This window comes from Bradyrhizobium sp. LA6.8, from assembly GCF_040547935.1.
GTDB classification, from domain to species: Bacteria; Pseudomonadota; Alphaproteobacteria; order Rhizobiales; family Xanthobacteraceae; genus Bradyrhizobium; species Bradyrhizobium barranii.
The window spans coordinates 1267500-1287560 of the sequence record NZ_JBEPQQ010000003.1; the positions used below are offsets into that span (position 1 = coordinate 1267500).

A 20061-nucleotide genomic window follows, 5' to 3' on the forward strand; every position below is an offset into this window, starting at 1 on the left:
AAGAAACGGGGGTCCTAACGCCGCCGATTATCAGGGGCTATCGCCTAGAGCCGCGTCCGAATGTAGTCTGACCGGTTGCTCGAAAAGAAGTGCCACTTGATCTGGTTCGCCAAGAATCGCTGCGGCACAACCCAACATGGTCAATGCCCCGGCAACATCCCATAGCGTTACATTTTCTAATGTCGCATTTCCCGACTTTGCCCAAGCCAAGACCGCAGTGATCATCGCGTCTGAGAAAAATAGAATACTGAGCGCTGGTAAGACGAGCTGGGAATCCAGCAGGAGTATCATCAAGAATGCAGGAGCTGCGACCAGTATGCTCAACACCGCGCATGTGCAAAATGCTTGCCGCCAAGAAGCATTCCTGTTTGTCCAACTTGCACGAGAAAGGATCATTTGATCCTCCTGCGTAGCAGCACTTTTTTAGCGCCACTCACCTGCTGAACTACTCTGGTCTAGCTGATCGTTTTCCGACGTCTCCCCATCAATGTTTTGTCCTATGACGCTGACTCTCAATTAGCGTAAGAATGCCAGCGGTCACCACGGCAATAACGACGACGGCTGCCAGCGCCTCGACAGAGGCCAAGGTCCCGTACCACTTGTTCCAAAGCTCAATCATGTGCTGGCCTCTCGCGAGAGCGCACCCACGATCGACAAGATTTGCTCTCCAAGAAGAACGAACCGGGCGATCAAAAAAGCAATGCTACTCATCGTCGCGCGGTTTTTCACCGCGCGGCAAGGTGACTTATGTGGCAATCTAAGCTGAGCTTCATTGCGGAACCGGAACTAAGAACCTAGCGTTCCCGCAGCGAACGGGAACGCGCACCACCTGCCCAGCGCTGTGGTCAAGCTTCGTAGATCGCCTCGAAGGTCGGGGGTTCAATCCCCTCAGCCGGCACCAGCGCTTGAGGCGGAAACCTCAGCTTGCATTCTTCGTCGCACTGCTTTGCTGGAAGTGCTCTGCACCGTTGATTTCGACCCAGCCATGTTTCGACTGCTCGAAAACCGATCTTGGCGGAGCCGGGAAATTCGGGTCCGCCATCGCGCCGACGGCGACGCCGATCATCCCTGGCAGGTTGTCCGCCTTCCAGTAGACCGTCGAACCGCAATGGGTGCAAAAATAGCTGCGGACGTTACCGCCGCTCGCGGCCTTGCGAACGTATTCGCTTGAGGTCCCCGAGATCGTGACGGCCTCAGCCGCGTAGAAGGCACCGACGCCGAAGGGCGCACCGGTTCGGCGCTGGCAGTCCATGCAGTGACAAGCAACGACCGCGCGGGATGGCCCCGCGAGCGACAATGCAACGGCGCCACAACTGCATCGGGCATCGATCATCGCGCCTCCCTGCCTCGCGCTCACTCCGTGCCTACCTCGAACGCCAGCAGCACGTTGCCGGCGACGCCGCTCCATTGGCCGTAGCCGGAATTGGTGTAGAGCATGCCGCCGGCGATGACCGGTCCGGGACCGTCGATCGCGCCGCCATGGGCCGGGACCCCGTTGACGGCCTTGTAATCCTGCGCGGTGTCGAACTCCCAGAGCAGCTTGCCGTCGCTGGCATAGGCCCGCAGGAAGCCGCTGACGCCGCCGGAGAACACGACGCCGGGGATCAGGCTCACCGCCGCCGAAAGCGCGGGGCTGCATTGGAGTCGATCGCCACAGGCGACCGGAGGCACCTCCATCACGACTGTCCCGCTGGCGAGGTCGAGCCCGAACAGGCCGCCGCCTTGCGTGGAGTCGAGACGCCTGGTGCCGTCACGCAGGAAACGCACGTCGGAGTTCGCGACATAGATGCGATCCTGATCGGCCGCCGAGCCCCATTCGCTGCCGCCGAGCGCACCGCCCTTCCCGATCCGCGTCTGCCACAGGATCTTGCCGCCGTCGTCGGGATCGAGCGCGTGCACGACGCCGGATTTCTGTGCAATGGCAAGAACGCGCCTGCCGTCGCGCAGGGTCACCAGGATCGGCGACTGGCCGAAATCGTGGTCGGGTCCGTGATCCTCGGGACAATTGGTCTTGTCCACGCCGTAGCATGCCACGACATAAGCGTCCTTCGGCGTGGCCTGCCGGCTCCAGAGCAGCTTTCCTGTCGCAAGGTCGAAGGCGAGAATCGCGTCACTCGTCGCGGACGGCGGATTCGAATAGGAATTGCTGGTCGCGACATAGATCGCGCCGCGCTTCACATCGATCGTCGGCGCCGACCAGATCGCGGCACCGGACGGGCCGAACAGCTGCACGCCCTTCGCGTTCTTGTCGGTCGGATGCGGCACTTCCGGGATCGTATAGGCTTGCCAGACCGGCTTGCCGGTCGCGGCCTCCAGCGCCACCACGCTGCCGCGGAAGGTGCAGCATTCGTAAGAGGGTTGCGAGCCGGCGGCTTCCTCGAGCGAGGACACCGGCACGTAGAGCACGCCGGAATGCAGCACCGGCGCGCCGGTGATGCGCGCGGCCGGATGCTCCTCGACCTTCGTCTTCCAGATCAGCGCCCCCGTCAGCGCGTTCACAGCATAGGCGTTGGCACGCAAATCGCCGAAGAAGATCGCGAACTGATCGGAGCCGGGAAGCGGCGCGACCGTGATCGCGGCGCGCACCGCCGCATCGATCGCGAACGTCCACAGCGTGCAGCCGGTTCGCGCGTCGAGCGCGTGCACCTTGCGGTCAGTGCCGCCGATGAACAGCAGGCCGCCCATGATCGTCGGCGGCGCAAAGGATACCGAGGCGCCGGGAAACGCGTAGGCCCATTTCAGCCGCAGGCGCGGCACCTGCGCCGCGGTCAGCCCCGCCATGTCGGCCGGCTGGAAGCGGCTGTTGTTAAGATCGACGCCCCACCCGTTCCAGCGTGGACCGTCGAGCGGTTGCGGAAAGCCGCTGAGCTGCTGCGTGCAGCGGCCCTGCCCGTCGGACGCGCTGTTGATCGCGGCCTTGCCGGTGACGAAAGCGGCAATCGCGCGACGCTCGTCGTCGCTGCGCTCCTTCGCCATCGCGGCCATGCTGCCGGAGGTCAGCGTCCCCAGCACGTGATCGAACGACATCGCCTGCATGGCGCCGCGCGCGGGCGCGCGGCTCTGGGCATCGCCGGCATCGTGACATTGCGCGCAATGCGCTGTGTAGAGCGCGGCGCCGTCCTGCTGCGCCAGTGCCGGCGTGGAGCACCAGATCAACAGAGCCGCTACGGCAAAACTCGGCCTCATGGCGTTCTCCGGCATCGTCGACACGCGACCCAAAGATCGCGTCACACAACCTGAAGTGTATCGCCATTGCGATCGCGGACGCAATGGAGTTCCGCCTGCGTCCGTCACGTCGCCGTGGCCATGCGGATACGATCGGGCAGTTCATCCAGACGCCATAGGGCAAGGCTCTTGTCGCGCCAGCCGCCGCTGCCCTCCTCGCAACGCTCGTTGATCAGCGCGCGCGGCGACGGCCAGTAGAATGGTGCCTTCTCCATGTTCAGCGCGCGCCAATCGCCATCCGCGCAATCGCGATTTGCATCCCATTCTGGAAATGTCGTGACCAGCAGGAAGCCCGCGCCGCTTTCGGCAAAGCGGGCCACGGCGCGGGCGATGTTGTCGAAGCTCAAATGAACCAGGCAGTCCCGGCACAGGATGACATCCGCGCGCGGCAGCGCATCGCGCGTGATGTCGGCAACGAGAAACCGGCCGGACAACTCGCCGCCGGCCACGCGCCGGCGATTGGTCTCGATCAGCGACGGCACGATGTCGATGCCGGTGTAGTCGAGGTCGAGCTTGATGCGGCCGATCCAGCCGGCATCGCCGCAGGGAGCATCGAGCAGCGAGCGCGCGCCGAGCCGTTGCAGCAGGGGAGGAAGCTCCTCCCGGATCGCGGCGGTCGCCGGGTCCTCCGAGCCGAGGCCCGAGACGGATGTGGCCGCGCCCCACAGGTTGATCCGCTCGATCCGCTCGAACCGCGCGGCGAGATCGAGGCCGTCAAAGTTATCGCGGTCCGCAACGAAGCGCTCATGGGCGAGCACGGGTGGACGATTGGTGATCATCGGGCGGGACTCGCGTCAAGATTCCGTCGCAAGCACACTATACAGCCGACGCGTCGCCTCCGAAATCTCCCTGGCGCGAGTTCGCTGATGATTACCCGACGAACGGCCATGACCGGCATCGCCGCGCTGCTGACGTCTATCCCTGCACACGGTGCACCAGGCGAACAGTTCAGCGTCACCTCCGGCAATGACAGCCTGCCCGTATCACGTTACGCGGCGACGGTGGCCGGGAAGCGCCCTGCCGTGATCATGCTGCACGGGTCCCGCGGCATCGAGCTTAGGCTCCGCGCCTACGAACGATATGCCGATGCGCTGTCCGCCAAGGGCATCGACGTCTATTTTCTCCGCTATATGACACCGGCCGATACGGCCGCGCTGACGCCGAAGTCCAGCACGCATGAGAGCCGCGATGCCTATGACACGACGCGGTTCGACGATTGGGCCAACACGGTCTCCGCCACCGTGACGGCCATCCTGGGCCGGTCCGACAGTTCCGGGCGCATCGGCCTGCTCGGCTTCTCGCTGGGCGGCTACGTCGCCGCCGACACCGCCGCGCGGGACACGCGTATCGCCGCGCTCGCGGTGCTCTATGGCGGCATGCCCGACGCTATGGCCGCCAAGGTCAAGCACCTGCCGCCCCTGATCGCATTGCATGGCGAGGCGGACAGGAACGTGCCGGTCGCGAAGGGACGGCAACTGGTCGAGCTCGGCAAGTCGGTCGGCGCCGAGGCCGAATTCGTGCCCTATCCAGGCAAAGCCCACGGCTTTGATTTCTCCGACACCGACCCGATGACATCCGATGCGATCGATCGCGTCACACGGTTCTTCCAGCGAAGACTCGCCGCCTGACCGAGGCGGGTCACGAAGATGGCTCCTGACCGCAGATTGGACCGAAGTTCAACATGAGGTAGCATGCAGCCCGCATGCGCTCGACCACCAGCAAAGAGAAGGCCAAAATCGTTGCCGGCGCCGTGACGGCCGTCGTCATGACGGCCATGCTGTTGGTGTTCGCGCTCGGCCTCTTGCTTCCGCATTAGGCGCGGTGAGCGCGGCGGACGAGTGCCGCCGCACACACTTACGCCGCGCGCACGGTCCGCAAGAATTTTCCGACTTCGTCCTTCAGCCGGTTGCTGTCGGTCGCCAGCATCTTGGCGGTCGAAAGCACCTGCGAGGACGCCGAGCCGGTCTCGGCGGCGCCGCGCTGCACGTCGGTGATGTTGGTGGAGACCTGCTGGGTGCCGTGAGCGGCCTGCTGCACGTTGCGCGAGATCTCCTGGGTCGCGGCGCCCTGCTCCTCGACGGCCGCGGCAATGGTGGACGACACCTCCGATAGCCGCTCGATCGTCGCGGAGATGTCGCGGATCGCGTTGACGGATTCCTGGGTCGCGGTCTGGATGCCGGAAATCTGCTGGCTGATCTCGCCGGTCGCCTTCGCGGTCTGCTCGGCCAGCGTCTTCACCTCGGAGGCGACGACCGCGAAGCCGCGGCCGGCCTCGCCGGCGCGTGCCGCCTCGATCGTGGCGTTCAGCGCCAGCAGGTTGGTCTGGCCGGCAATGGTGTTGATCAGCTCGACGACATCGCCGATCCGCGTGGCCGCGATCGAGAGCTCGCTGACCCGCTCGGTCGTGGTGCGCGCCTGGGTGACGGCCTCGCCCGCCATCCGCGCGGATTCCTGCACCTGCCGGCTGATCTCGTTGACCGAGGACGACAGCTCCTCCGTGGCGGTCGCAACCGACTGCACGTTGCCCGTGGCTTCACCCGAAGCGACCGCGACCACCGAGGTCAGCTCCTGCGCGCGGTGCGCGGTGGTGGCCAGCGTCGAGGACGACGCTTCGAGCTCGGTGGACGCCGAGCCCACCGTCTCGATGATCTCGCCGACCGCGCGTTCGAAGCCGTCGGCCAGGTTGACCATGTCACGGCGGCGCTGCTCGGCAGCCTGCTTCTCGATCTCGAGCTGCGCAGCCTTGAGACGTTCGACCTCGAGCGCGTTGGTCTTGAAGACTTCGACGGTCCTGGCCATGTCGCCGATCTCGTCGCTCCGGTCCTTCTCGGGCACCTCGGTCTTGAGATCGTTGCGGGCGAGACCCTCCATGGCGAGCTTGAGCCGGGCGATCGGCCGGGACATCGCATTGAGGCCGATGAACAGCGCGATCGCGATGCCGACGATCAGGCCGCCGGCGCTGACTCCGATCACGGTCCAGGTCGCGGATCTGGCGTCGCGGTTGATGGCTTCCTTGCGGGTGCTGACCGCCTGTGCGGACTCGGTCACGAACTGGACGATGCGTGCGAGGGCCGCGTCCAGCACCGGATCGCACTCCTTGTGCGCACGTTCGGCGGCCTTGGCATTCTCCTCCACGCTGCTTGCCTGCGCACCGGCCTGAAGTACCGGATCGCAGCTGGCGAACGCGGCCTTCAGCTGGTCCCCGATGCTCTTGACCTGGCTGGCGCGCGACGGGTCGTCCTGCACGGCCGCATCGAGGTACTGACTGATTTCGGTGCGGTTCTGGTTCGCGATCTTGAGACGGCCAGCGTTGCCCGCCTCCGTCGCCTCGGTGAAGACCGCATAGAGCGCGGCATGATAGGTCTCGGCGCGGCGCTGGGCCCGCGTCAGGTTGAGCGCCGAGGATTGCGCGGCGGAGAGTTCGGCAAATCCGTCGACGGTCGCCGAAAGTTCACGCGCGGCGAAGCCGGCAACGGCAAGCATCGCGCATCCCATCACCGCCACGATCAGTGCGACCTTCCACACGATTTTCAGATTGTTCAAAAAGCTCATAACAGCCGCCCCAATGCTTCTGCCGACGCATAATCCCAGCAACGGGCATTGGAACCGGCGGACGTTAAGATTTGATGCCAAATCCCCCGAGTAGTCTTACGGAAAAATAACTATTCGGGGGGTCGGCGTAAGCCTCGTGTAAGCTTCTGCCTGTTTTGGGGGCGTGATCCGGACATGACCGGCCGGAACCGGTCGCTGACGTCAGTCGTTGTCGGCCCATGCGGATCAAGGAAGAAAACCGAAACATGTTTCTGCTGGCGACGGTGACGCTGTGCTGTGTCGCGGTGGCCGGCACCGTTGCGCTGTTCGAGCTGGCACCAGCGCCGGCTCCGGCAACGCAGGTCGCCGAACGCGCGGCGATCGACGTTACGGCTCCGACACCAGTCCGGGTGGTGGGGGCGCCGTTCGAGCCCAACATTAACCCGCGCGAGCGATAGCGCTCACGTCGGCGATGCCTCTGTGCCTGCCTCGGGCCGGCCTTGGGCCCGCGCCAATTCCTCCACGAACGCGATCACCTCCGCCCGCTTGTCGGGCGGCAGCGACAAGAACGCACGGACGAGCCTCAGGCCCTGCGCTTCGTCCGACTCGTCTAAATTGACGTCCATTCCCCACTGTCGGGCGAGCGGGAAAAATATGCAATCCCCAGCCGGACACCTCCTTGATTCGGCCGGCCAGCTTTGCTGGAATAGCTCCAACAGAGGTGGACCATGAAGTGGATCAGCGAGCGCGACGCACTGATCGCGCAAACAATGGCCTTCGTCCAATCGGTAACCGGCAAGAAGGGTGACTTCCATCCGCCGGAGAGACCGACGGCTGCACCGGACGTGCCGGTGGGGACCGTCACCGTCGAGACCGTGGCGGTCGAGATCAAGCCGCCGCCAGTCCCGCTCGCCCCGCCCGTCATGATCCCGCCAGCACGGACAAGCGGCGATTTCCGCTCCGAGATGCAGGCCCGCATCGCCAATTTCCGCAAGCATCAGGAGCGATTCGAGCGCGAGCGGGAGGAGTATTGCGCGGCGACCCTGACCAGGCTCCGCGCGGCCATTCGCGACCCCTCCCTCCGTCCGCCAGCCGAAAACTAAGGCCGACGGTCGATCAGACACCTACAGCCAGGACCAAACCAACCAGAGATTGGCCGCACAGGCGCTGAGCAATCCCAGCGTCAGTGGCAGCAGCATGTGCCCGCAGCAGGTCTTGAGGTCGGTCGTCATGGCCGAAAACATCCGCTGATTCCGGCAAATGAGTCCCAGGGATTCTTTTTTTTGGGATTCAGGACTCGTTAAAGACTCAGGGTCCGCGGCTCCGATCACGCCCCCGTGATCGCCCCGGAACCCCTTGCCCGGTGAAGCCGTTAACGCGCTTTCCGGGAGCGGGAAGAATGCCCTACGCCCTGTTCTGCAACGACGCCCAAATCAGTAAGGCCTATCCCAGCGAGGCCGACGTGTGGCAGCTCGCGCAGCAAAGCGGCCTCGTCGTGGATGTCAGCACCGACGACCAGCGCCACGGGCCGCGTCGGGTCCTGGACAATGATTACGAGATCAAGCCCTGCCGGGCCGCCCAAGGCGAGGACCCCGCCAGGAACAAGGCCGAGGCCGAACAGCAGTCGAGGATGGAGCTTGCGCTGAATTCCTGAGGTTCGACCCAGGGCATCTCAGGAAGAGATCTCTCAGGGGGTCGCGGTCGCCAGCGAGGCCTGCTCGCCCGCCAGCACCACGCAGGCCTTGCGGCGGTGCAGCCCGCGGATCGCCCCTGTTACCTTCAGCACCTTGCCGGATGGGCAGGAAGCGTCCTTGACGAAGGCCACCTCATAGGGCGCCAGCATCAGAGGCTCTGATTTGAGGATTGTCTGTGCAGCGCACGGCAGGGAGATGAAGCACGAGAGCACTACTGCCGACACAAAGATACGCATGTCCGTCGTCCCACCAGCCCGGTAATTCTCATATAACGCCTTCCGGAGCGCGAGTTCCGTAGGCGGCAAAAATTATTTTTGCTTTACGCCAGTCCCATGACGCGCGTGAGAACGCGCGCGCCAGACCGTTTGCTTGCAAATGACGCGCCAGATGGTTCACGCAAAGCAAACAACAGGCAGGCAAACAAGGGCCTGGCAAACGAAAGGCCGGCGTGAGCCGGCCCTTGTCAGGTCGTGGTCGCTGTTGAGCGTCAGTAGCGCGAGGCTGCCGGCCCGCCCCAGCCGAAGCGGTAGTTCACACCGACCTTGACGGTATGCTCGTCCTCCCGGCCCCGGACGCCGACGACGTCGGCCGGACCGGAGGTGAAGGTCGTGCTGCCAAAGTTGTAGTACTGGTACTCGGCCTTGGCCGACCAACTCGGTGCGAACATGTATTCGAGGCCGGCACCGACAGTATAGCCGTCCTTGTTGTTGCCAGTGGCGGTGAAGGGCTGCGCCACGCCGGCGACATTGACGCCGAGGCCGCCATTACGCCAGGCGTAACCGCCCTTGGCATAGACCAGCGCCGGTCCCCAGGTGTAGCCGATGCGGCCGGTCACCGACCCGAGCTGGTCGGTGTTGGACGTCACCTGCGTCCCCAGCGGGAACGTGACACCGTTGTTGTTGGTCGGCAGCCAGGAATATTGGGCTTCGATACCCACCACCCAATTGGGCGCGAACTGGTAGTCGAAGCCGCCCTGCACGCCGCCCAGGAAACGGGCGTCGCTCGACTGGAAGCTGCTGTCACCGGCGAACGCGCCGCCGACATGGCCGCCGATGTAGAAACCGGTCCAGTTGTAGATCACCTGCGGCGGCGTATAGGCGGGCGCCTTGGTATAGGTGCGCGGCTGCATGTCGGCCGCGGCGGCCGGTGCAACCAGCGCCAGCAGAGCAACGGCGCCCAGCAAAATCGTCTTCATGATCATCCCCGTTCTTTCAAATTCGACACTCAGGAAACAACGTGGCGTGAATTAGGTTGCTTCGCGGCGATGCCGGAACGTTGATCGTCAGTAACTGTGACGGGGTGGCAACAACGCGATTTTGTTCCGTCACACCTGCTTGCACCGACTGTTTTCGTCGTCTGCGCAAGGCGGGCTGTAACGATCTGTCGCAAGACAAACCAGCCCCGTTCAAAGCTCGCCAAATTGTGATCCAGCGGCTCCGGCGGCCCCTGTCCTAGCACCTGCCGATGAAGGCCGGCTTTGCGCTACCGCGCCATCTTTTCCAGTTCCGGAAAGGGTGCGTAAACCGCACCGGCGCAGAGCTCGCCGGCGCGATCGACGATGCGGTCGCCGCGCCCGTTGACGAAGACGGCGGCCCGTTCGCGCATGCCCTTGTAGCTGCCGTCGGTCTCGCGTGGCGTGAAGTGCAGGCAGGCGACGTAGAACTGCCGTCCGCCGATCTCGCGGAGCACCGGATCGGCCATGGTGGCCTCGCGCACGCCGACGGGATTGTTGAGGTAAGCGCGCATCAAGGCCAGCGTGTCACTGCGAAAATTGTCGGGAAACGGCTGCGGCCCTCCCGCCTGGGTCCCCTCCATCAGGGATGGACGATCACCGTCGCTGCCGAAACATGCCGCGAGCGCCAGCGGCAAGACCAGAACCAACGCCAAGATCACCGCACGCTTCGCCAACCGCCCCACAGGCCACGCTCTCCGCTCGATCAGACTCGGAGGATGTTCTAGCCCCAAGGTTGCACGAAGGGAATTCGCTCCTGCTCGTAGGCTGCGCAAATAACGCACCGCCCCGCCGCCGGCGCCTGCGCTTTCGCGCTGACGCCGAGACGACGGGCCGGGCCTGAATTCCGCACGCGGCGGCGGGCAATGCCAGGGATGCCGCCGCGCCGGATCAGTCGTTAGCTGCGCTTGTCGATGGCCGCCGGCTTGGTCACGTCAGGCTGCGCCTTCAGCGACTTCTTGGCCGACAGATGCTTGTTGTGGTGGCGATGCGTGCGCACGGCCTTGTGCTCGTCGGGCGTGACCGCGGCATTGGCGTTCATCGCCTTCGACTTGGTATCCACCTTGGCGTCCGCCTTGACGTCGGCGGCCTTCGTGTCGGCCTTGACGCCGGCCTCGGGTTTCGCGGCGGTGGTCGACACCTTGGTCTGGCTCTGGTCCGCCTTGATCACCGGCGCAGTCGTGGTGGTCTTGCCGGCTTCAGCGGCGAAGGCCGGGGCTGCGATTACGGAAGCGGCGAGCAAGGCTGCGGAAATGGTCTTCAACATGGTCGGTCTCCTCTTGGAAGGATCTTGAGGCGGCGCCCTCTCGCCTACTCTTCGATCGTGGGTGGGAGCCTAGGCGGCGTGCACTGAACCCAATCTGAAGCCCGTCGCAGGCTTCTGTTCATCTCGATGACAAGTTTGTCATCTGCGGAGGGGCGAATAGATCGTGCGAAGCGGGAATGTTTTTGCCCTCTGGGTGTTCCGGTCTTTGGGCAATCGTGTAGGATCGCCACGTTCCATACGGGAGAAGATAGATGCGCAAACTTTCCATGCTTCTGGTACCGGGGCTTGTCTCGATGGCGTTGGCCGCCGGACCGATGCTGACCAGCGCCTACGCCGCGGGCAGCGACGAGCCCTCGCCGCCGCCGAAGTCGGACAGCTCGGCCAAGAAGGGGAAGAAGAAGAGCTCCTCCATCAGCGATCCCAAATTCCTCGCGGCCTATCGCACCGCCTACACCACGATCTACGACGGTCACGACTACACGAGCGCGATCGGCCAGCTGAAGTCGCTCGAGCGCGACGACGTCGCCGACGTCGCCAATTTGATCGGCTACTCCTATCGCAAGCTCGGCGACTACCAGTCGTCCAAGGTCTATTACGAGATCGCGCTGAAGGACGATCCGAACCACGTCCGCACCTGGCAGTATTACGGCCTCTGGCAGCTCGAGCAGGGCAACCGCGAACAGGCGCAGTACCACCTGAACAAGATCGCCTCGCTCGCCGGCACCGACAGCTCCGAGTATCGCTCGCTCGCCGCGGCGCTCGACAAGCCGACCGGCGCGACGCTCGTCTACTGAGACATCGCATCCTCGAACGAAACGAACGGGCACAACCTCGGGGTTGTGCCCGTTCCGCTTTCTCGGTTAGCCTCTCGCATCAAGTGCTCCCCTCGCAAATTGGTGCGCAATGGATACGTGGCTGCGATCCGCGATCGACTACATCGGCTCCTGGATCGAATTCCAACAGACGACATTCCAGCAGCCGGGCGTCATCGTCGCATTTGCCCATCGCGGCGAAATCGTCGCCGAGCACGCCTTTGGTCTTGCCAATCTCGACACTGGCGAGAAGCTCACCCCGCGCCACCGCTGCCGTATCGCCTCGCATTCGAAGAGCTTTACCTCCGCCGGCATCATGAAGCTGCGCGACCAGCGCAAGCTGCGGCTCGACGACACAGTCGGCCAACATGTCGGCGGCCTGCATCCGCGCGTCGCCGAGACGACGATTGCGCAGGTGCTCTCGCACAGCGCGGGGCTGACGCGCGATGGCGCCGATTCCGGGCAGTTCATCGACAACCGTCCCTATCTCAACGCCAGGGAGTTGCTTGCGGAATTGAAGCTGCCGACCGCGATCGAGCCGGGGACGCGCTTCAAATACTCCAACCACGGCTTTGGCCTGCTCGGCCTCGTCATCGAAGCCGTGTCGAAGGAGCCCTACTCCGCCTGGATCAAGCGCGAGATCATCGAGCCCGCAGGCCTGCGCGAGACTGAGCCGGATGCGCCGCTTCCCAAGGGCGCATCGTTCGCGCGCGGCCACACGCGAAAAGTGCCCTTGGGCGAGCGTTGCGTGATCCCCGGCGACAATCCGACGCACGCGATGGCGTCCGCTACGGGCTTCGCCGCCACCGCCGGCGATACGGCCCGCTTCTTCGCGCAGCTTGCGCCCAACGCCAGGAAGAGCGTGCTCTCAGTCGCAAGCCGCCGCGAAATGACCCGGCATCACTGGCGCATCCCGCAGAGTTTCGAGGCCTATTACGGCCTTGGCATCAACGCCGGCAAAACCGACGGCTGGGACTGGTTCGGCCATGGCGGCCATTTTCAGGGTTACATCTCCCGGACCTGCTCCATCCCCGCTTGCGAGCTCGCGATCAGCATCCTCAGCAACTCGATCGACGGCGCGGCGCCGTTCTGGATGGACGGCGCGATGCAGATCCTGCGCGTGTTCAGGACTCGCGGCGCACCCGACCGCCGCGTGCGCGACTGGAACGGCCGCTGGTGGACGATCTGGGGCGCAACCGATCTCGTCCCCGCGGGCAACCGCGTGCTGGTCGCCAATCCGCAGTTCATCAATCCGTTCATGGATGCCGCCGAGATCGAGGTCACCGGCCGCGACACCGGCAAGCTCGCCTGGGCTGCCGGGTATTCCAGCCACGGCGAGCCGGTGCGCCGCGTCCGTGACGCGCGCGGCAAGGTCAGCGACATCTGGATCGCCGGCGCCAATATCAAGCCGGAGCGTGTCGTGGCGCGCGAGATCGCGCGGAGATATCCGCCGCGCAAGCGGCGGCCTACTCTCGGATAAGAGCCTCGACCTCGCTCCGAAACGCCTGCCGCGAGCCGTCGCGCGAATAGAACATGTGGCCGCCGGGATAGACGACGAACTTGACCCGCTGCGTGGCGAACGCCGGAAGCTGGTCGAGCACCCGCTTCGATCCGAAATAGGGCGTGGCGAGATCGAACAGGCCGTGCGCGACCAGCACGTTCAGCTTTCCGTCGGTGGCGAGGATCTGGCGCAGCTCCGACACCGACTGGGGCGGGTTGATGCCGCGGCCGAAATCCCAATTGCCCTCGACGGCGCCGTTGAGGACTTCATAGGAGCCATCCGGCCGCCAGTTGAGCTTGCGCGTGAGAACATCGACCGCCGCACTCGTCAGCGGCGCCTGGAGCGCATCGCCCGAGGGATCGCCGAACCGGGAGCTGCTCGAATCCGGATAGGGATCATAGCCTCGCACCGAGGCGTCGTAGCGCCCCGTGACCTTGCCGTTCTTGCGGTCGAACTCGCGGCGGAATTCACCGACGTCGAAACGGCCGGCGAGCCGGCGGCTCACGGCCTGATCGATCCCGGTGAGCTCGGCGACCTTGTCGGCAAGGCGATTGGTGGCCTCCTTGTCCGCCTCGCCCTTGACGAGGTCGGCCAGGAACTCGCCCCGCGCGTAAGCCTCGACGTCGGCGAGATCGGCGCGCTTGACCGCTCCCTTGGCTTCGCGCGCCACCGCGGCATAGCTCGGCAGCGTCGCGACATATTGCAGGAGGCTGGTGCCGGTGAACTCGCGGAAGTCCAGGAGCGGCGACACCAGGATCAATCCCCTGACGCCGACGCCGTGCTGGAGCTGCAACTGGCGCACGACCTTCGGCCCGCGAATGCCGCCATAGCTTTCGCCGCCGACATATTTCGGCGAGGTCAGCCGGTCGTGCTTCTCCAGCCAGCGGCGGATCACGAGCGCGATCGAATTGGCGTCGCCGTCGACGGAGTAGAAGGACTTGCGCGCGTCCTCGCCGCTGGCAACGAAACGGCTGTAGCCAGTGCTGACGGGATCGATGAAGACGAGATCGGTGAAGTCGAGCCACGTCTCCGCGTTCGGCTTCACATCGGGTGAGGCGGACGGCGACAGGGCTTCGCCATCGAGCGGCAGCCGCCACGGACCCGCAGCGCCGAACTGGAGCCATGCCGAGGACGCGCCGGGACCGCCGTTGAACAGGAACGTCACGGGGCGCGTCGCGCGGTCGGCACCATCGAGCTCATAGGACGTATAGGCGATGTCGGCGAGCGGCTCACCCTTGCCGTCGAACACGCGGATCGAGCCGGCCGTCGCGGTGAAGTCGAGTGCACGGCCCGGCAGATCGAGCGTCTGCTTCGTGGTCGAATCCGACGGAAGGCGATGCGGCTCGGCGGCGGACGATGAACCCTGTGAGGCGCCTGGCGTGTTGCCGCCGCGCCCACCACCCTTCTGTCCCGCTGGGGCGGCCGTCTCGGCGCGCGGCTGCGGCGGATCGTCCGCGCGGGCAAATCCCGCGAGCGCGAAAGTCGACACCGCCAGTACCAGGGTCGCGCGGCGGAGCGCCGGCAAACGCATGACCATGATCGTTCTCCTTGTCCGGCTGCGAGAGCCGGCGAGCATCGCAAGGCTAGCCAGAAATTGCGACGGTTTGGGGGATAGTCGGCCCGGCGGCGCCTGAAGAAGCCGGGCGAGCACAAATCGACCCGGATTTGCCCTGAATCGGGATGGACGCTGTTTGCCTTGAACAGCGGTCCTTCTCGACAATGCAGGCCCAGGTCGTATAGACGAGCCCGGCGGAACTTTCTCCAGCCAGCGGCCCTGCCCGGAAGCCATGACCAAGCCAGCGCGATACAACCGGATCGCCTTTGTCGCGAGCCCAAGCAGCGAGGCGCAAACCGCCTTCGGCCAGCTCACTCGGGACTATGGCAATTGCGACCCGAAAGACGCCGATGTCGTGGTCGCGCTCGGCGGCGACGGACTGATGCTCCAGACGCTGCACCAGAACATGCACTCGGGAAAGCCGATCTATGGCATGCACCGTGGCACCGTTGGCTTCCTGATGAACGAGTACTCGACGGTCGACCTTCGCGACCGTCTCGAGGCGGCGCAGGAATCCGAGATCAACCCGCTCCTGATGCGCGCGACCGACGTCAACGACCGCGTCCATCTGCATCACGCCATCAACGAGGTCGCCCTGTTCCGGCAGACCTACCAGGCCGCGCGCCTGCGGATCCTGATCGACGAGCGCGAGCGCATGGCTGAGCTGATCGCCGACGGCATCATGGTGGCGACGCCCGCCGGCTCCACCGCCTACAATCTGTCCGCGCAGGGACCGATCCTGCCGATCAACGCCGCGCTGCTGGCGCTGACGCCGATCAGCGCCTTCCGCCCGCGCCGCTGGCGCGGCGCGCTCCTGCCCAATACGGCTTACGTCGTGATCGAGGTGCTGGAGGGCGACAAGCGGCCGGTGGCGGCGGTGGCCGACCATGACGAGGTGCGCGACGTCCGCCGCGTCGAGGTGCTGTCCGACAAGACCATCTCGATGCGCATGCTGTTCGACCCCGGCCACAGCCTGGAAGAGCGCATCCTGCGCGAGCAGTTCGGTTACTGAGCGCCGGCGCGGATCACTGGCCGCAAGGCTGAATCGGTTCCAGGCCGCCCGCCATGGTGGGATCACCGAGCAGATCGAAATCCCTGACGACGGGAACGAAGCTCTTCGTCTCCGACGTCATCAGATAGATCGTGACAGGCAGCGATCCCTGCGGCGCCGCGTTCGCACGACAGAATTCCCTGGCTGCCACGCCGAGCCCCATCGACCCGCGTTTGCCTTGCTTCCCCTGCTCGACCATCGACGCACGCAGCGCTTCGAAGCGTGCAGCATCGCCCGGCGACAAGCGATAGGCGTAGGTCGAGGAGCCCAGCGGCGGCGCAGGCAGGCCGGCGCGATCTCGCGCGTCGCTCATCTCCATCATGGCGAAGCTCGTCCTGGTCTCGGCCTCGCCGGCCACTTTGGTGACGACGTCGAGCTTGACGCTGCCCGAACGTGGCCGCAGCGCGTCAGGCAATTGCACGGCGACGCGCAGCATCGACAGATCCGTCGTCCTGGCATCGATGCGGGCAAGCGGCGGAATCGATGTCAGCGGCACCGAGCTGCAGCCGGCAAGCATGAGCGCAGCCGCGCTCGCAAGAACACGCGCCAGGCGGTTCATCGCAGGCATCTCCAGTCTGGGCTTGAAGGATTGGGCTAGGCCGATTTCCGGCCGGCCCCGCGCCGCTCCAGCGCGTCGTCCGCGGCGTCGGGGACATATTCCAGGATATCGCCGGGCTGGCAGTCGAGCACGGCACAGATCCGCTCGAGCGTGTCGAAGCGGATGCCGCGCACCTTGCCCGACTTCAGCAGGGAGACGTTCGCCTCCGTGAGCTCGATGCGCGCGGCAAGCTCACGCGACCTGATCTTGCGCCTGGCGAGCATGACGTCGAGGTTGACGATGATCGGCATGGTCAGATGATCTCGCTGTTCTCGTGCCACATGCGAACGGCATCGGCCATCACGGTTGCGAAGGCGACGAGCGCGAGGCCACTCAGCACCGACAGCACATGCGACTGCTCGATCCCGAACATGACCACGAGCTGGCCCGGCTGGTTGGCCCGCGTCAGGTTGAGCGTGGTGAGCATCTGCACCAGCGGCGACATCAGCGCGTTGACGATCAGCGCGAGGCCCATCCGGCGGATGCGCCAGGCGTTCTCGGTCACGAAGACCTCGCCGCGCGCGAAACGGGAGAACAGCATCGAGAGCTGCAACAAGGCGTAGAGAACAGGCGCAAGTCCGATCAGGCTGATCAGGGCACCGGCGAGGCGCGTACTGAGGTTGAGCGTGAAGGGCCGCGCCCCCAGCGGGGACTGGGTCGCGATCCAGTGCCGGAGCATCTCGTCGCTCGACCAGAGCAGCGGCACCGCAAGCACAGCGCCGGCGACGCACAGGAGCGCGCCGACGGCCACGATCCGCCCGATGCGCCGCAACCGCGGCTCGACCGGCGCAGGAAAAGGAAACGCGATCACGCTCATCGGACTAGCTCCCATTCAATCGTATATTTTTATCGTTATACAATAAAAAATGGCAGAATTACGATATTAATCCCTTCTCTCGTCACGTACTCCGCGAAATGCCGGCAGCAACCCTTCCTTAACCCCCGCCGCGATATGGTTAACGAAAGTTGACCGCTCCGGCCCAGGCGTCATGTTCCGCATCGATTTCAACAAGCTGCGCTTCCTCGTCTGCGACGACAATCCGCACATGCGCCGCATCCTGCGGACGCTGCTGCACTCCTTCGGCGCGCGCGAGGTTTACGAGGCCGAGGACGGCGCCACCGCGCTGGAAATGTACAGCCATTACGTGCCCGACATCGTCATCACCGACTGGGCGATGCCGATCTTCGACGGGCTCGAGCTCGCGCAGATGATCCGGCAGCCGGAATCCAAGGGCAATCCCTACGCGCCGATCATCATGCTGACCGGTCATTCCGAGAAACGCCGCGTCACGGTCGCGCGCGATGCCGGCGTCACCGAATTCCTGGCCAAGCCGATCTCCGCCAAGGGCCTTTACCAGCGCATCCTCAACGTCGTCGCCAATCCCCGGCCCTTCATCAAGACCAAGACCTATTTCGGTCCGGACCGGCGCCGCAACACCAACTCCGCCTATATGGGCCCCGAGCGCCGCGTCGGCGAAAAGCACGAGGTGCTCCAGCAACCCTCGCTGCTCGACAAGGCTCGTTCCTCCATCTAGCGCAACGTCTCACACGATCGGGGCAGACATCATGGCGAAGAACGGCGCAAAGGATATCGAGGTCACGGCCTTCGCCACGCACCAGGTGATCACGCAGCCCAATCCGCTGCGCAAGGTTCTGCGCCGTGTCGAGGAAAAGGACCTGGACGATCCAGTCGCCCGCGCCGAGCAGGCGTTGGCAGGCCTGTCCAGCGAGTTCAAGGACTGGATGACGACCGAGGTCAATCGTCTGTCCGCCGCTTACGTCGCTGTTCGCCATGAGGGCTTCACCAAGGAGCGGCGTGACGAGCTGTTCCGCGCCGCGCACGATATCAAGGGCGACGCCGCGACGTTCGGCTATCCGGCGGCGGCGGGAGTTGCGGAGAGCCTGTGCCGCGTCATCGAGCACGCGCCCGATCTCGACAAGGTGCCGGCCGAGCTGTTCACGCACCACATCAACGCCATCCTCGCCATCCTGCATGAAAACACCAAGCTCGACAGCATCAGCGTCTCGGCCGAGCTCAGCCGCCGCCTGCGCAAGGTCGCCGACGACTATCTCGCCCACGCCAACCGCGACCGCCCCGAGCATCTCGAGGTGATTTTGGCACCGAGCATCGTGCCGGCGGAGTAGCGCCCCAGCGCTCCCCTCGCGTCATTACGAGCGCAAGTGTCGCAGGGTGGGCAAAGCGACTCGTCCGCCGTAGCTCGAAGAGCGAAGGCGGAAGCGTGCCCACCAAGAAATATAAGCTGTGCGGATAAATGGTGGGCACGGCGCTACGCGCCTTTGCCCACCCTACGGCGTCTCGCTACGCCGCGATCAGATCGTCATACACGGGATCGAACGCGTCATCCGCGACGAGCTCGTCGCAGAACAGCCTTGCCTCTTCGCGCGCGGATTCCGTGGCGAAGCGGCGGAGCAGGACCATCAGCGGTTCGGTGGCGCCGCGGTCGGTCTCGCAATGGGTGAGCACGCGCTCGACCATGCGCCGGCGCAGTCGCGCCGCGCCGTCGTCGGTATCGACAAAACCTTGCTCGTGGCGGGCATCGAGCGCGACCTGGAACGCCGCGAAGGTCGCCTCGGGAAGTCCGGCGCGGCGAAGCAGCGCGTGCAGGCTATTGCCGCCACGGTCGTGCAGCAGCGCACAGACGCGTGCCAGCGGCAGGTCGGCGAGTTCGGCGAGTGCCGCGTCGAACAGATCGAGATTGCTCGACAGCAGCGCGCGCAGGATGAGACCGGCGGTGAGCTGGCCCGTGACGCGCAGATGATGCACCAGGCCCTGCATGTCCTCGCCGCGCGAGCGCGCCGCGATGTTCATGGTCGAGCGGTCGCGCGCCTCGGTCGCGATGCGCTCGGCACGATCGGCGCTCAGCCAGTTCCGCGCCACGACGAATTGCGCAAGGGTCTCGGAAAGTTTTGCCACCAGAGCGGCGCGCGTCGCGGCCGGCAAATCCTCAAGCACCAGCATCGCCTCGCGGATCGCGGCGAGATGGCCGTGGCGCTCGACGATGCGATTCCAGGAGAACGGCGCGAGCTCGGCGTGGGGATTTTCGATCAGCTCGAGCGCGGCCGCCGCGCAGCCGACTTCGGCGATGGCGGCGCAGACCGACACCGGCAACGCGATGCGGCGGGCGACCGCGCATTGCACCTCGTCATTGCCGGTTGCGACGATGTCGACGAGATCGGCGTCGATCAGGAGCGGAGAATGTTCGAGCACCGGCAGCGCGACGGTCGGCTGGTCCGCCGACAGCGCCCGCACGATCGACGCCGGCGCATCGGTGCTGCGCGCAAAAGCCTCGGCCATCGCCTGCCGCACCAGCGGCGAGGGATCGTCGAGCAGCATCAGGAGCGCGCCTTCGGCCGCGATACGGTCGTCATGGGAAAGGTCTGAGATCAGCCAGGCCCGGGCCAATGCCCGCGTCGCCTCGGCCCGCTCGCCGGCGGGCGCCGTCCTGATCCAATTGATGAACTGCCGAACAATCATGCTGCTTCCGGCTTACACAACAAACGAAAACGGTGACGGCTTGTCACCTGCAACACAAAATAAACCACGACGCTTAACAAAGCGTTCACCATAACTGGCT

Annotated in this window: 24 protein-coding genes; 9 read left to right on the forward strand and 15 right to left on the reverse strand. The window is 65.1% G+C overall.

All coding sequences use genetic code 11. The annotated features are described in order from the left end of the window. Positions 1-30: 30 nt before the first annotated feature. The 4 genes from ABIA90_RS19935 to ABIA90_RS19950 all read right to left on the reverse strand — a co-directional run bounded on the left by ABIA90_RS19935 (position 31) and on the right by ABIA90_RS19950 (position 4004). Positions 31-396: a hypothetical protein gene (locus tag ABIA90_RS19935; protein WP_354117674.1), complete on the reverse strand. Its 366-nt coding sequence runs from the start codon at positions 394-396 to the stop codon at positions 31-33. A 523-nt stretch (positions 397-919) separates the two neighbouring features. Then, positions 920-1333 (reverse strand): GFA family protein, encoded by a 414-nt coding sequence (locus ABIA90_RS19940; RefSeq protein ID WP_354117673.1) that lies wholly within the window; start codon positions 1331-1333, stop codon positions 920-922. A gap of 20 nt (positions 1334-1353) precedes the next feature. Next, complete coding sequence (locus ABIA90_RS19945; RefSeq protein ID WP_354117672.1) at positions 1354-3186, reverse strand: outer membrane protein assembly factor BamB family protein; 1833 nt, start codon at positions 3184-3186, stop codon at positions 1354-1356. A 104-nt stretch (positions 3187-3290) separates the two neighbouring features. Then, the gene (locus ABIA90_RS19950; RefSeq protein WP_354117671.1) at positions 3291-4004 is read right to left on the reverse strand and encodes a class I SAM-dependent methyltransferase; all 714 of its coding nucleotides are present in this window, start codon (positions 4002-4004) and stop codon (positions 3291-3293) included. Between the two features lie 87 nt (positions 4005-4091). On the opposite strand from ABIA90_RS19950, the gene ABIA90_RS19955 reads away from it, so the two are divergent. Further along, positions 4092-4853, forward strand: coding sequence for a dienelactone hydrolase family protein (locus tag ABIA90_RS19955; protein ID WP_354117670.1), 762 nt, complete (start codon positions 4092-4094; stop codon positions 4851-4853). A gap of 226 nt (positions 4854-5079) precedes the next feature. Here ABIA90_RS19955 and ABIA90_RS19960 read toward each other — a convergent pair whose 3' ends face one another. Then, the gene (locus tag ABIA90_RS19960) at positions 5080-6777 is read right to left on the reverse strand and encodes a methyl-accepting chemotaxis protein (RefSeq protein WP_354117669.1); all 1698 of its coding nucleotides are present in this window, start codon (positions 6775-6777) and stop codon (positions 5080-5082) included. A gap of 218 nt (positions 6778-6995) precedes the next feature. Between ABIA90_RS19960 and ABIA90_RS19965 the strand changes: the two genes are divergently transcribed. After that, a complete protein-coding gene (locus ABIA90_RS19965; RefSeq protein WP_071912707.1) occupies positions 6996-7214 on the forward strand; it encodes a hypothetical protein in 219 nt (72 codons plus the stop codon). Positions 7215-7217: 3 nt separating this feature from the next. Here ABIA90_RS19965 and ABIA90_RS19970 read toward each other — a convergent pair whose 3' ends face one another. Beyond that, positions 7218-7382, reverse strand: coding sequence for a hypothetical protein (locus ABIA90_RS19970; RefSeq protein WP_166092350.1), 165 nt, complete (start codon positions 7380-7382; stop codon positions 7218-7220). A 102-nt stretch (positions 7383-7484) separates the two neighbouring features. On the opposite strand from ABIA90_RS19970, the gene ABIA90_RS19975 reads away from it, so the two are divergent. Together ABIA90_RS19975 and ABIA90_RS19980 are read left to right on the forward strand one after the other, a co-directional pair. Then, positions 7485-7859 carry a hypothetical protein gene (locus ABIA90_RS19975; protein WP_354117668.1) on the forward strand — a complete coding sequence of 125 codons (375 nt, stop codon included), beginning with the start codon at positions 7485-7487 and terminating at the stop codon, positions 7857-7859. A 296-nt stretch (positions 7860-8155) separates the two neighbouring features. After that, on the forward strand, positions 8156-8410 hold the full coding sequence (locus tag ABIA90_RS19980; RefSeq protein ID WP_014494365.1) for a hypothetical protein: 255 nt from the start codon (positions 8156-8158) through the stop codon (positions 8408-8410). A 33-nt stretch (positions 8411-8443) separates the two neighbouring features. Here the strand turns inward: ABIA90_RS19980 and ABIA90_RS19985 are convergent, their stop codons facing one another. The 4 genes from ABIA90_RS19985 to ABIA90_RS20000 all read right to left on the reverse strand — a co-directional run bounded on the left by ABIA90_RS19985 (position 8444) and on the right by ABIA90_RS20000 (position 10948). Next, complete coding sequence (locus tag ABIA90_RS19985) at positions 8444-8686, reverse strand: DUF6719 family protein (RefSeq protein WP_038935984.1); 243 nt, start codon at positions 8684-8686, stop codon at positions 8444-8446. 251 nt (positions 8687-8937) lie between these two features. Further along, positions 8938-9645 carry an outer membrane protein gene (locus ABIA90_RS19990; RefSeq protein WP_166092332.1) on the reverse strand — a complete coding sequence of 236 codons (708 nt, stop codon included), beginning with the start codon at positions 9643-9645 and terminating at the stop codon, positions 8938-8940. 287 nt (positions 9646-9932) lie between these two features. Then, complete coding sequence (locus tag ABIA90_RS19995) at positions 9933-10367, reverse strand: hypothetical protein (protein WP_187388016.1); 435 nt, start codon at positions 10365-10367, stop codon at positions 9933-9935. Positions 10368-10579: 212 nt separating this feature from the next. Continuing rightward, positions 10580-10948 carry a His-rich protein BRANT gene (locus ABIA90_RS20000; RefSeq protein ID WP_039147368.1) on the reverse strand — a complete coding sequence of 123 codons (369 nt, stop codon included), beginning with the start codon at positions 10946-10948 and terminating at the stop codon, positions 10580-10582. Positions 10949-11199: 251 nt separating this feature from the next. Between ABIA90_RS20000 and ABIA90_RS20005 the strand changes: the two genes are divergently transcribed. Both ABIA90_RS20005 and ABIA90_RS20010 read left to right on the forward strand, forming a co-directional pair. Further along, positions 11200-11742 carry a tetratricopeptide repeat protein gene (locus tag ABIA90_RS20005; protein WP_028150223.1) on the forward strand — a complete coding sequence of 181 codons (543 nt, stop codon included), beginning with the start codon at positions 11200-11202 and terminating at the stop codon, positions 11740-11742. Between the two features lie 109 nt (positions 11743-11851). Continuing rightward, the gene (locus tag ABIA90_RS20010; RefSeq protein WP_354117667.1) at positions 11852-13240 is read left to right on the forward strand and encodes a serine hydrolase domain-containing protein; all 1389 of its coding nucleotides are present in this window, start codon (positions 11852-11854) and stop codon (positions 13238-13240) included. Here ABIA90_RS20010 and ABIA90_RS20015 read toward each other — a convergent pair. Then, entirely contained in the window at positions 13227-14798 is a 1572-nt protein-coding gene (locus ABIA90_RS20015; protein WP_354117666.1) for a S10 family peptidase, read from the reverse strand. The genes ABIA90_RS20010 and ABIA90_RS20015 overlap by 14 nt on opposite strands. A 250-nt stretch (positions 14799-15048) precedes the next feature. Between ABIA90_RS20015 and ABIA90_RS20020 the strand changes: the two genes are divergently transcribed. Continuing rightward, on the forward strand, positions 15049-15828 hold the full coding sequence (locus ABIA90_RS20020; protein WP_354117665.1) for an NAD kinase: 780 nt from the start codon (positions 15049-15051) through the stop codon (positions 15826-15828). Between the two features lie 13 nt (positions 15829-15841). Here the strand turns inward: ABIA90_RS20020 and ABIA90_RS20025 are convergent, their stop codons facing one another. Genes ABIA90_RS20025 through ABIA90_RS20035 form a run of 3 tightly spaced genes read right to left on the reverse strand, consistent with a single transcriptional unit; the run spans position 15842 to position 17282 of the window. Next, positions 15842-16426 carry a hypothetical protein gene (locus ABIA90_RS20025; RefSeq protein ID WP_354117664.1) on the reverse strand — a complete coding sequence of 195 codons (585 nt, stop codon included), beginning with the start codon at positions 16424-16426 and terminating at the stop codon, positions 15842-15844. A gap of 35 nt (positions 16427-16461) precedes the next feature. Continuing rightward, positions 16462-16716, reverse strand: coding sequence for a helix-turn-helix domain-containing protein (locus ABIA90_RS20030; RefSeq protein ID WP_354117663.1), 255 nt, complete (start codon positions 16714-16716; stop codon positions 16462-16464). 2 nt (positions 16717-16718) lie between these two features. Beyond that, positions 16719-17282 (reverse strand): DUF2975 domain-containing protein, encoded by a 564-nt coding sequence (locus ABIA90_RS20035; RefSeq protein WP_354117662.1) that lies wholly within the window; start codon positions 17280-17282, stop codon positions 16719-16721. Positions 17283-17454: 172 nt separating this feature from the next. On the opposite strand from ABIA90_RS20035, the gene ABIA90_RS20040 reads away from it, so the two are divergent. Next, on the forward strand, positions 17455-18000 hold the full coding sequence (locus ABIA90_RS20040; RefSeq protein ID WP_008549760.1) for a response regulator: 546 nt from the start codon (positions 17455-17457) through the stop codon (positions 17998-18000). A 31-nt stretch (positions 18001-18031) separates the two neighbouring features. Beyond that, on the forward strand, positions 18032-18610 hold the full coding sequence (locus tag ABIA90_RS20045; RefSeq protein ID WP_354117661.1) for an Hpt domain-containing protein: 579 nt from the start codon (positions 18032-18034) through the stop codon (positions 18608-18610). Between the two features lie 175 nt (positions 18611-18785). On the opposite strand, the gene ABIA90_RS20050 is transcribed toward ABIA90_RS20045, so the two are convergent. Then, positions 18786-19961 (reverse strand): DUF2336 domain-containing protein, encoded by a 1176-nt coding sequence (locus tag ABIA90_RS20050; RefSeq protein ID WP_354117660.1) that lies wholly within the window; start codon positions 19959-19961, stop codon positions 18786-18788. Positions 19962-20061 lie beyond the last annotated feature (100 nt).

Bases quoted from the DNA above. Each gene is read 5' to 3' on its own strand.
- ABIA90_RS19935 (WP_354117674.1), bottom strand. From the start codon at position 396: ATGATCCTTTCTCGTGCAAGTTGGACAAACAGGAATGCTTCTTGGCGG.
- ABIA90_RS19940 (WP_354117673.1), bottom strand. From the start codon at position 1,333: ATGATCGATGCCCGATGCAGTTGTGGCGCCGTTGCATTGTCGCTCGCG.
- ABIA90_RS19945 (WP_354117672.1), bottom strand. From the start codon at position 3,186: ATGAGGCCGAGTTTTGCCGTAGCGGCTCTGTTGATCTGGTGCTCCACG.
- ABIA90_RS19950 (WP_354117671.1), bottom strand. From the start codon at position 4,004: ATGATCACCAATCGTCCACCCGTGCTCGCCCATGAGCGCTTCGTTGCG.
- ABIA90_RS19955 (WP_354117670.1), top strand. From the start codon at position 4,092: ATGATTACCCGACGAACGGCCATGACCGGCATCGCCGCGCTGCTGACG.
- ABIA90_RS19960 (WP_354117669.1), bottom strand. From the start codon at position 6,777: ATGAGCTTTTTGAACAATCTGAAAATCGTGTGGAAGGTCGCACTGATC.
- ABIA90_RS19965 (WP_071912707.1), top strand. From the start codon at position 6,996: ATGCGGATCAAGGAAGAAAACCGAAACATGTTTCTGCTGGCGACGGTG.
- ABIA90_RS19970 (WP_166092350.1), bottom strand. From the start codon at position 7,382: ATGGACGTCAATTTAGACGAGTCGGACGAAGCGCAGGGCCTGAGGCTC.
- ABIA90_RS19975 (WP_354117668.1), top strand. From the start codon at position 7,485: ATGAAGTGGATCAGCGAGCGCGACGCACTGATCGCGCAAACAATGGCC.
- ABIA90_RS19980 (WP_014494365.1), top strand. From the start codon at position 8,156: ATGCCCTACGCCCTGTTCTGCAACGACGCCCAAATCAGTAAGGCCTAT.
- ABIA90_RS19985 (WP_038935984.1), bottom strand. From the start codon at position 8,686: ATGCGTATCTTTGTGTCGGCAGTAGTGCTCTCGTGCTTCATCTCCCTG.
- ABIA90_RS19990 (WP_166092332.1), bottom strand. From the start codon at position 9,645: ATGAAGACGATTTTGCTGGGCGCCGTTGCTCTGCTGGCGCTGGTTGCA.
- ABIA90_RS20000 (WP_039147368.1), bottom strand. From the start codon at position 10,948: ATGTTGAAGACCATTTCCGCAGCCTTGCTCGCCGCTTCCGTAATCGCA.
- ABIA90_RS20005 (WP_028150223.1), top strand. From the start codon at position 11,200: ATGCGCAAACTTTCCATGCTTCTGGTACCGGGGCTTGTCTCGATGGCG.
- ABIA90_RS20010 (WP_354117667.1), top strand. From the start codon at position 11,852: ATGGATACGTGGCTGCGATCCGCGATCGACTACATCGGCTCCTGGATC.
- ABIA90_RS20015 (WP_354117666.1), bottom strand. From the start codon at position 14,798: ATGGTCATGCGTTTGCCGGCGCTCCGCCGCGCGACCCTGGTACTGGCG.
- ABIA90_RS20020 (WP_354117665.1), top strand. From the start codon at position 15,049: ATGACCAAGCCAGCGCGATACAACCGGATCGCCTTTGTCGCGAGCCCA.
- ABIA90_RS20025 (WP_354117664.1), bottom strand. From the start codon at position 16,426: ATGAACCGCCTGGCGCGTGTTCTTGCGAGCGCGGCTGCGCTCATGCTT.
- ABIA90_RS20030 (WP_354117663.1), bottom strand. From the start codon at position 16,716: ATGCCGATCATCGTCAACCTCGACGTCATGCTCGCCAGGCGCAAGATC.
- ABIA90_RS20035 (WP_354117662.1), bottom strand. From the start codon at position 17,282: ATGAGCGTGATCGCGTTTCCTTTTCCTGCGCCGGTCGAGCCGCGGTTG.
- ABIA90_RS20040 (WP_008549760.1), top strand. From the start codon at position 17,455: ATGTTCCGCATCGATTTCAACAAGCTGCGCTTCCTCGTCTGCGACGAC.
- ABIA90_RS20045 (WP_354117661.1), top strand. From the start codon at position 18,032: ATGGCGAAGAACGGCGCAAAGGATATCGAGGTCACGGCCTTCGCCACG.
- ABIA90_RS20050 (WP_354117660.1), bottom strand. From the start codon at position 19,961: ATGATTGTTCGGCAGTTCATCAATTGGATCAGGACGGCGCCCGCCGGC.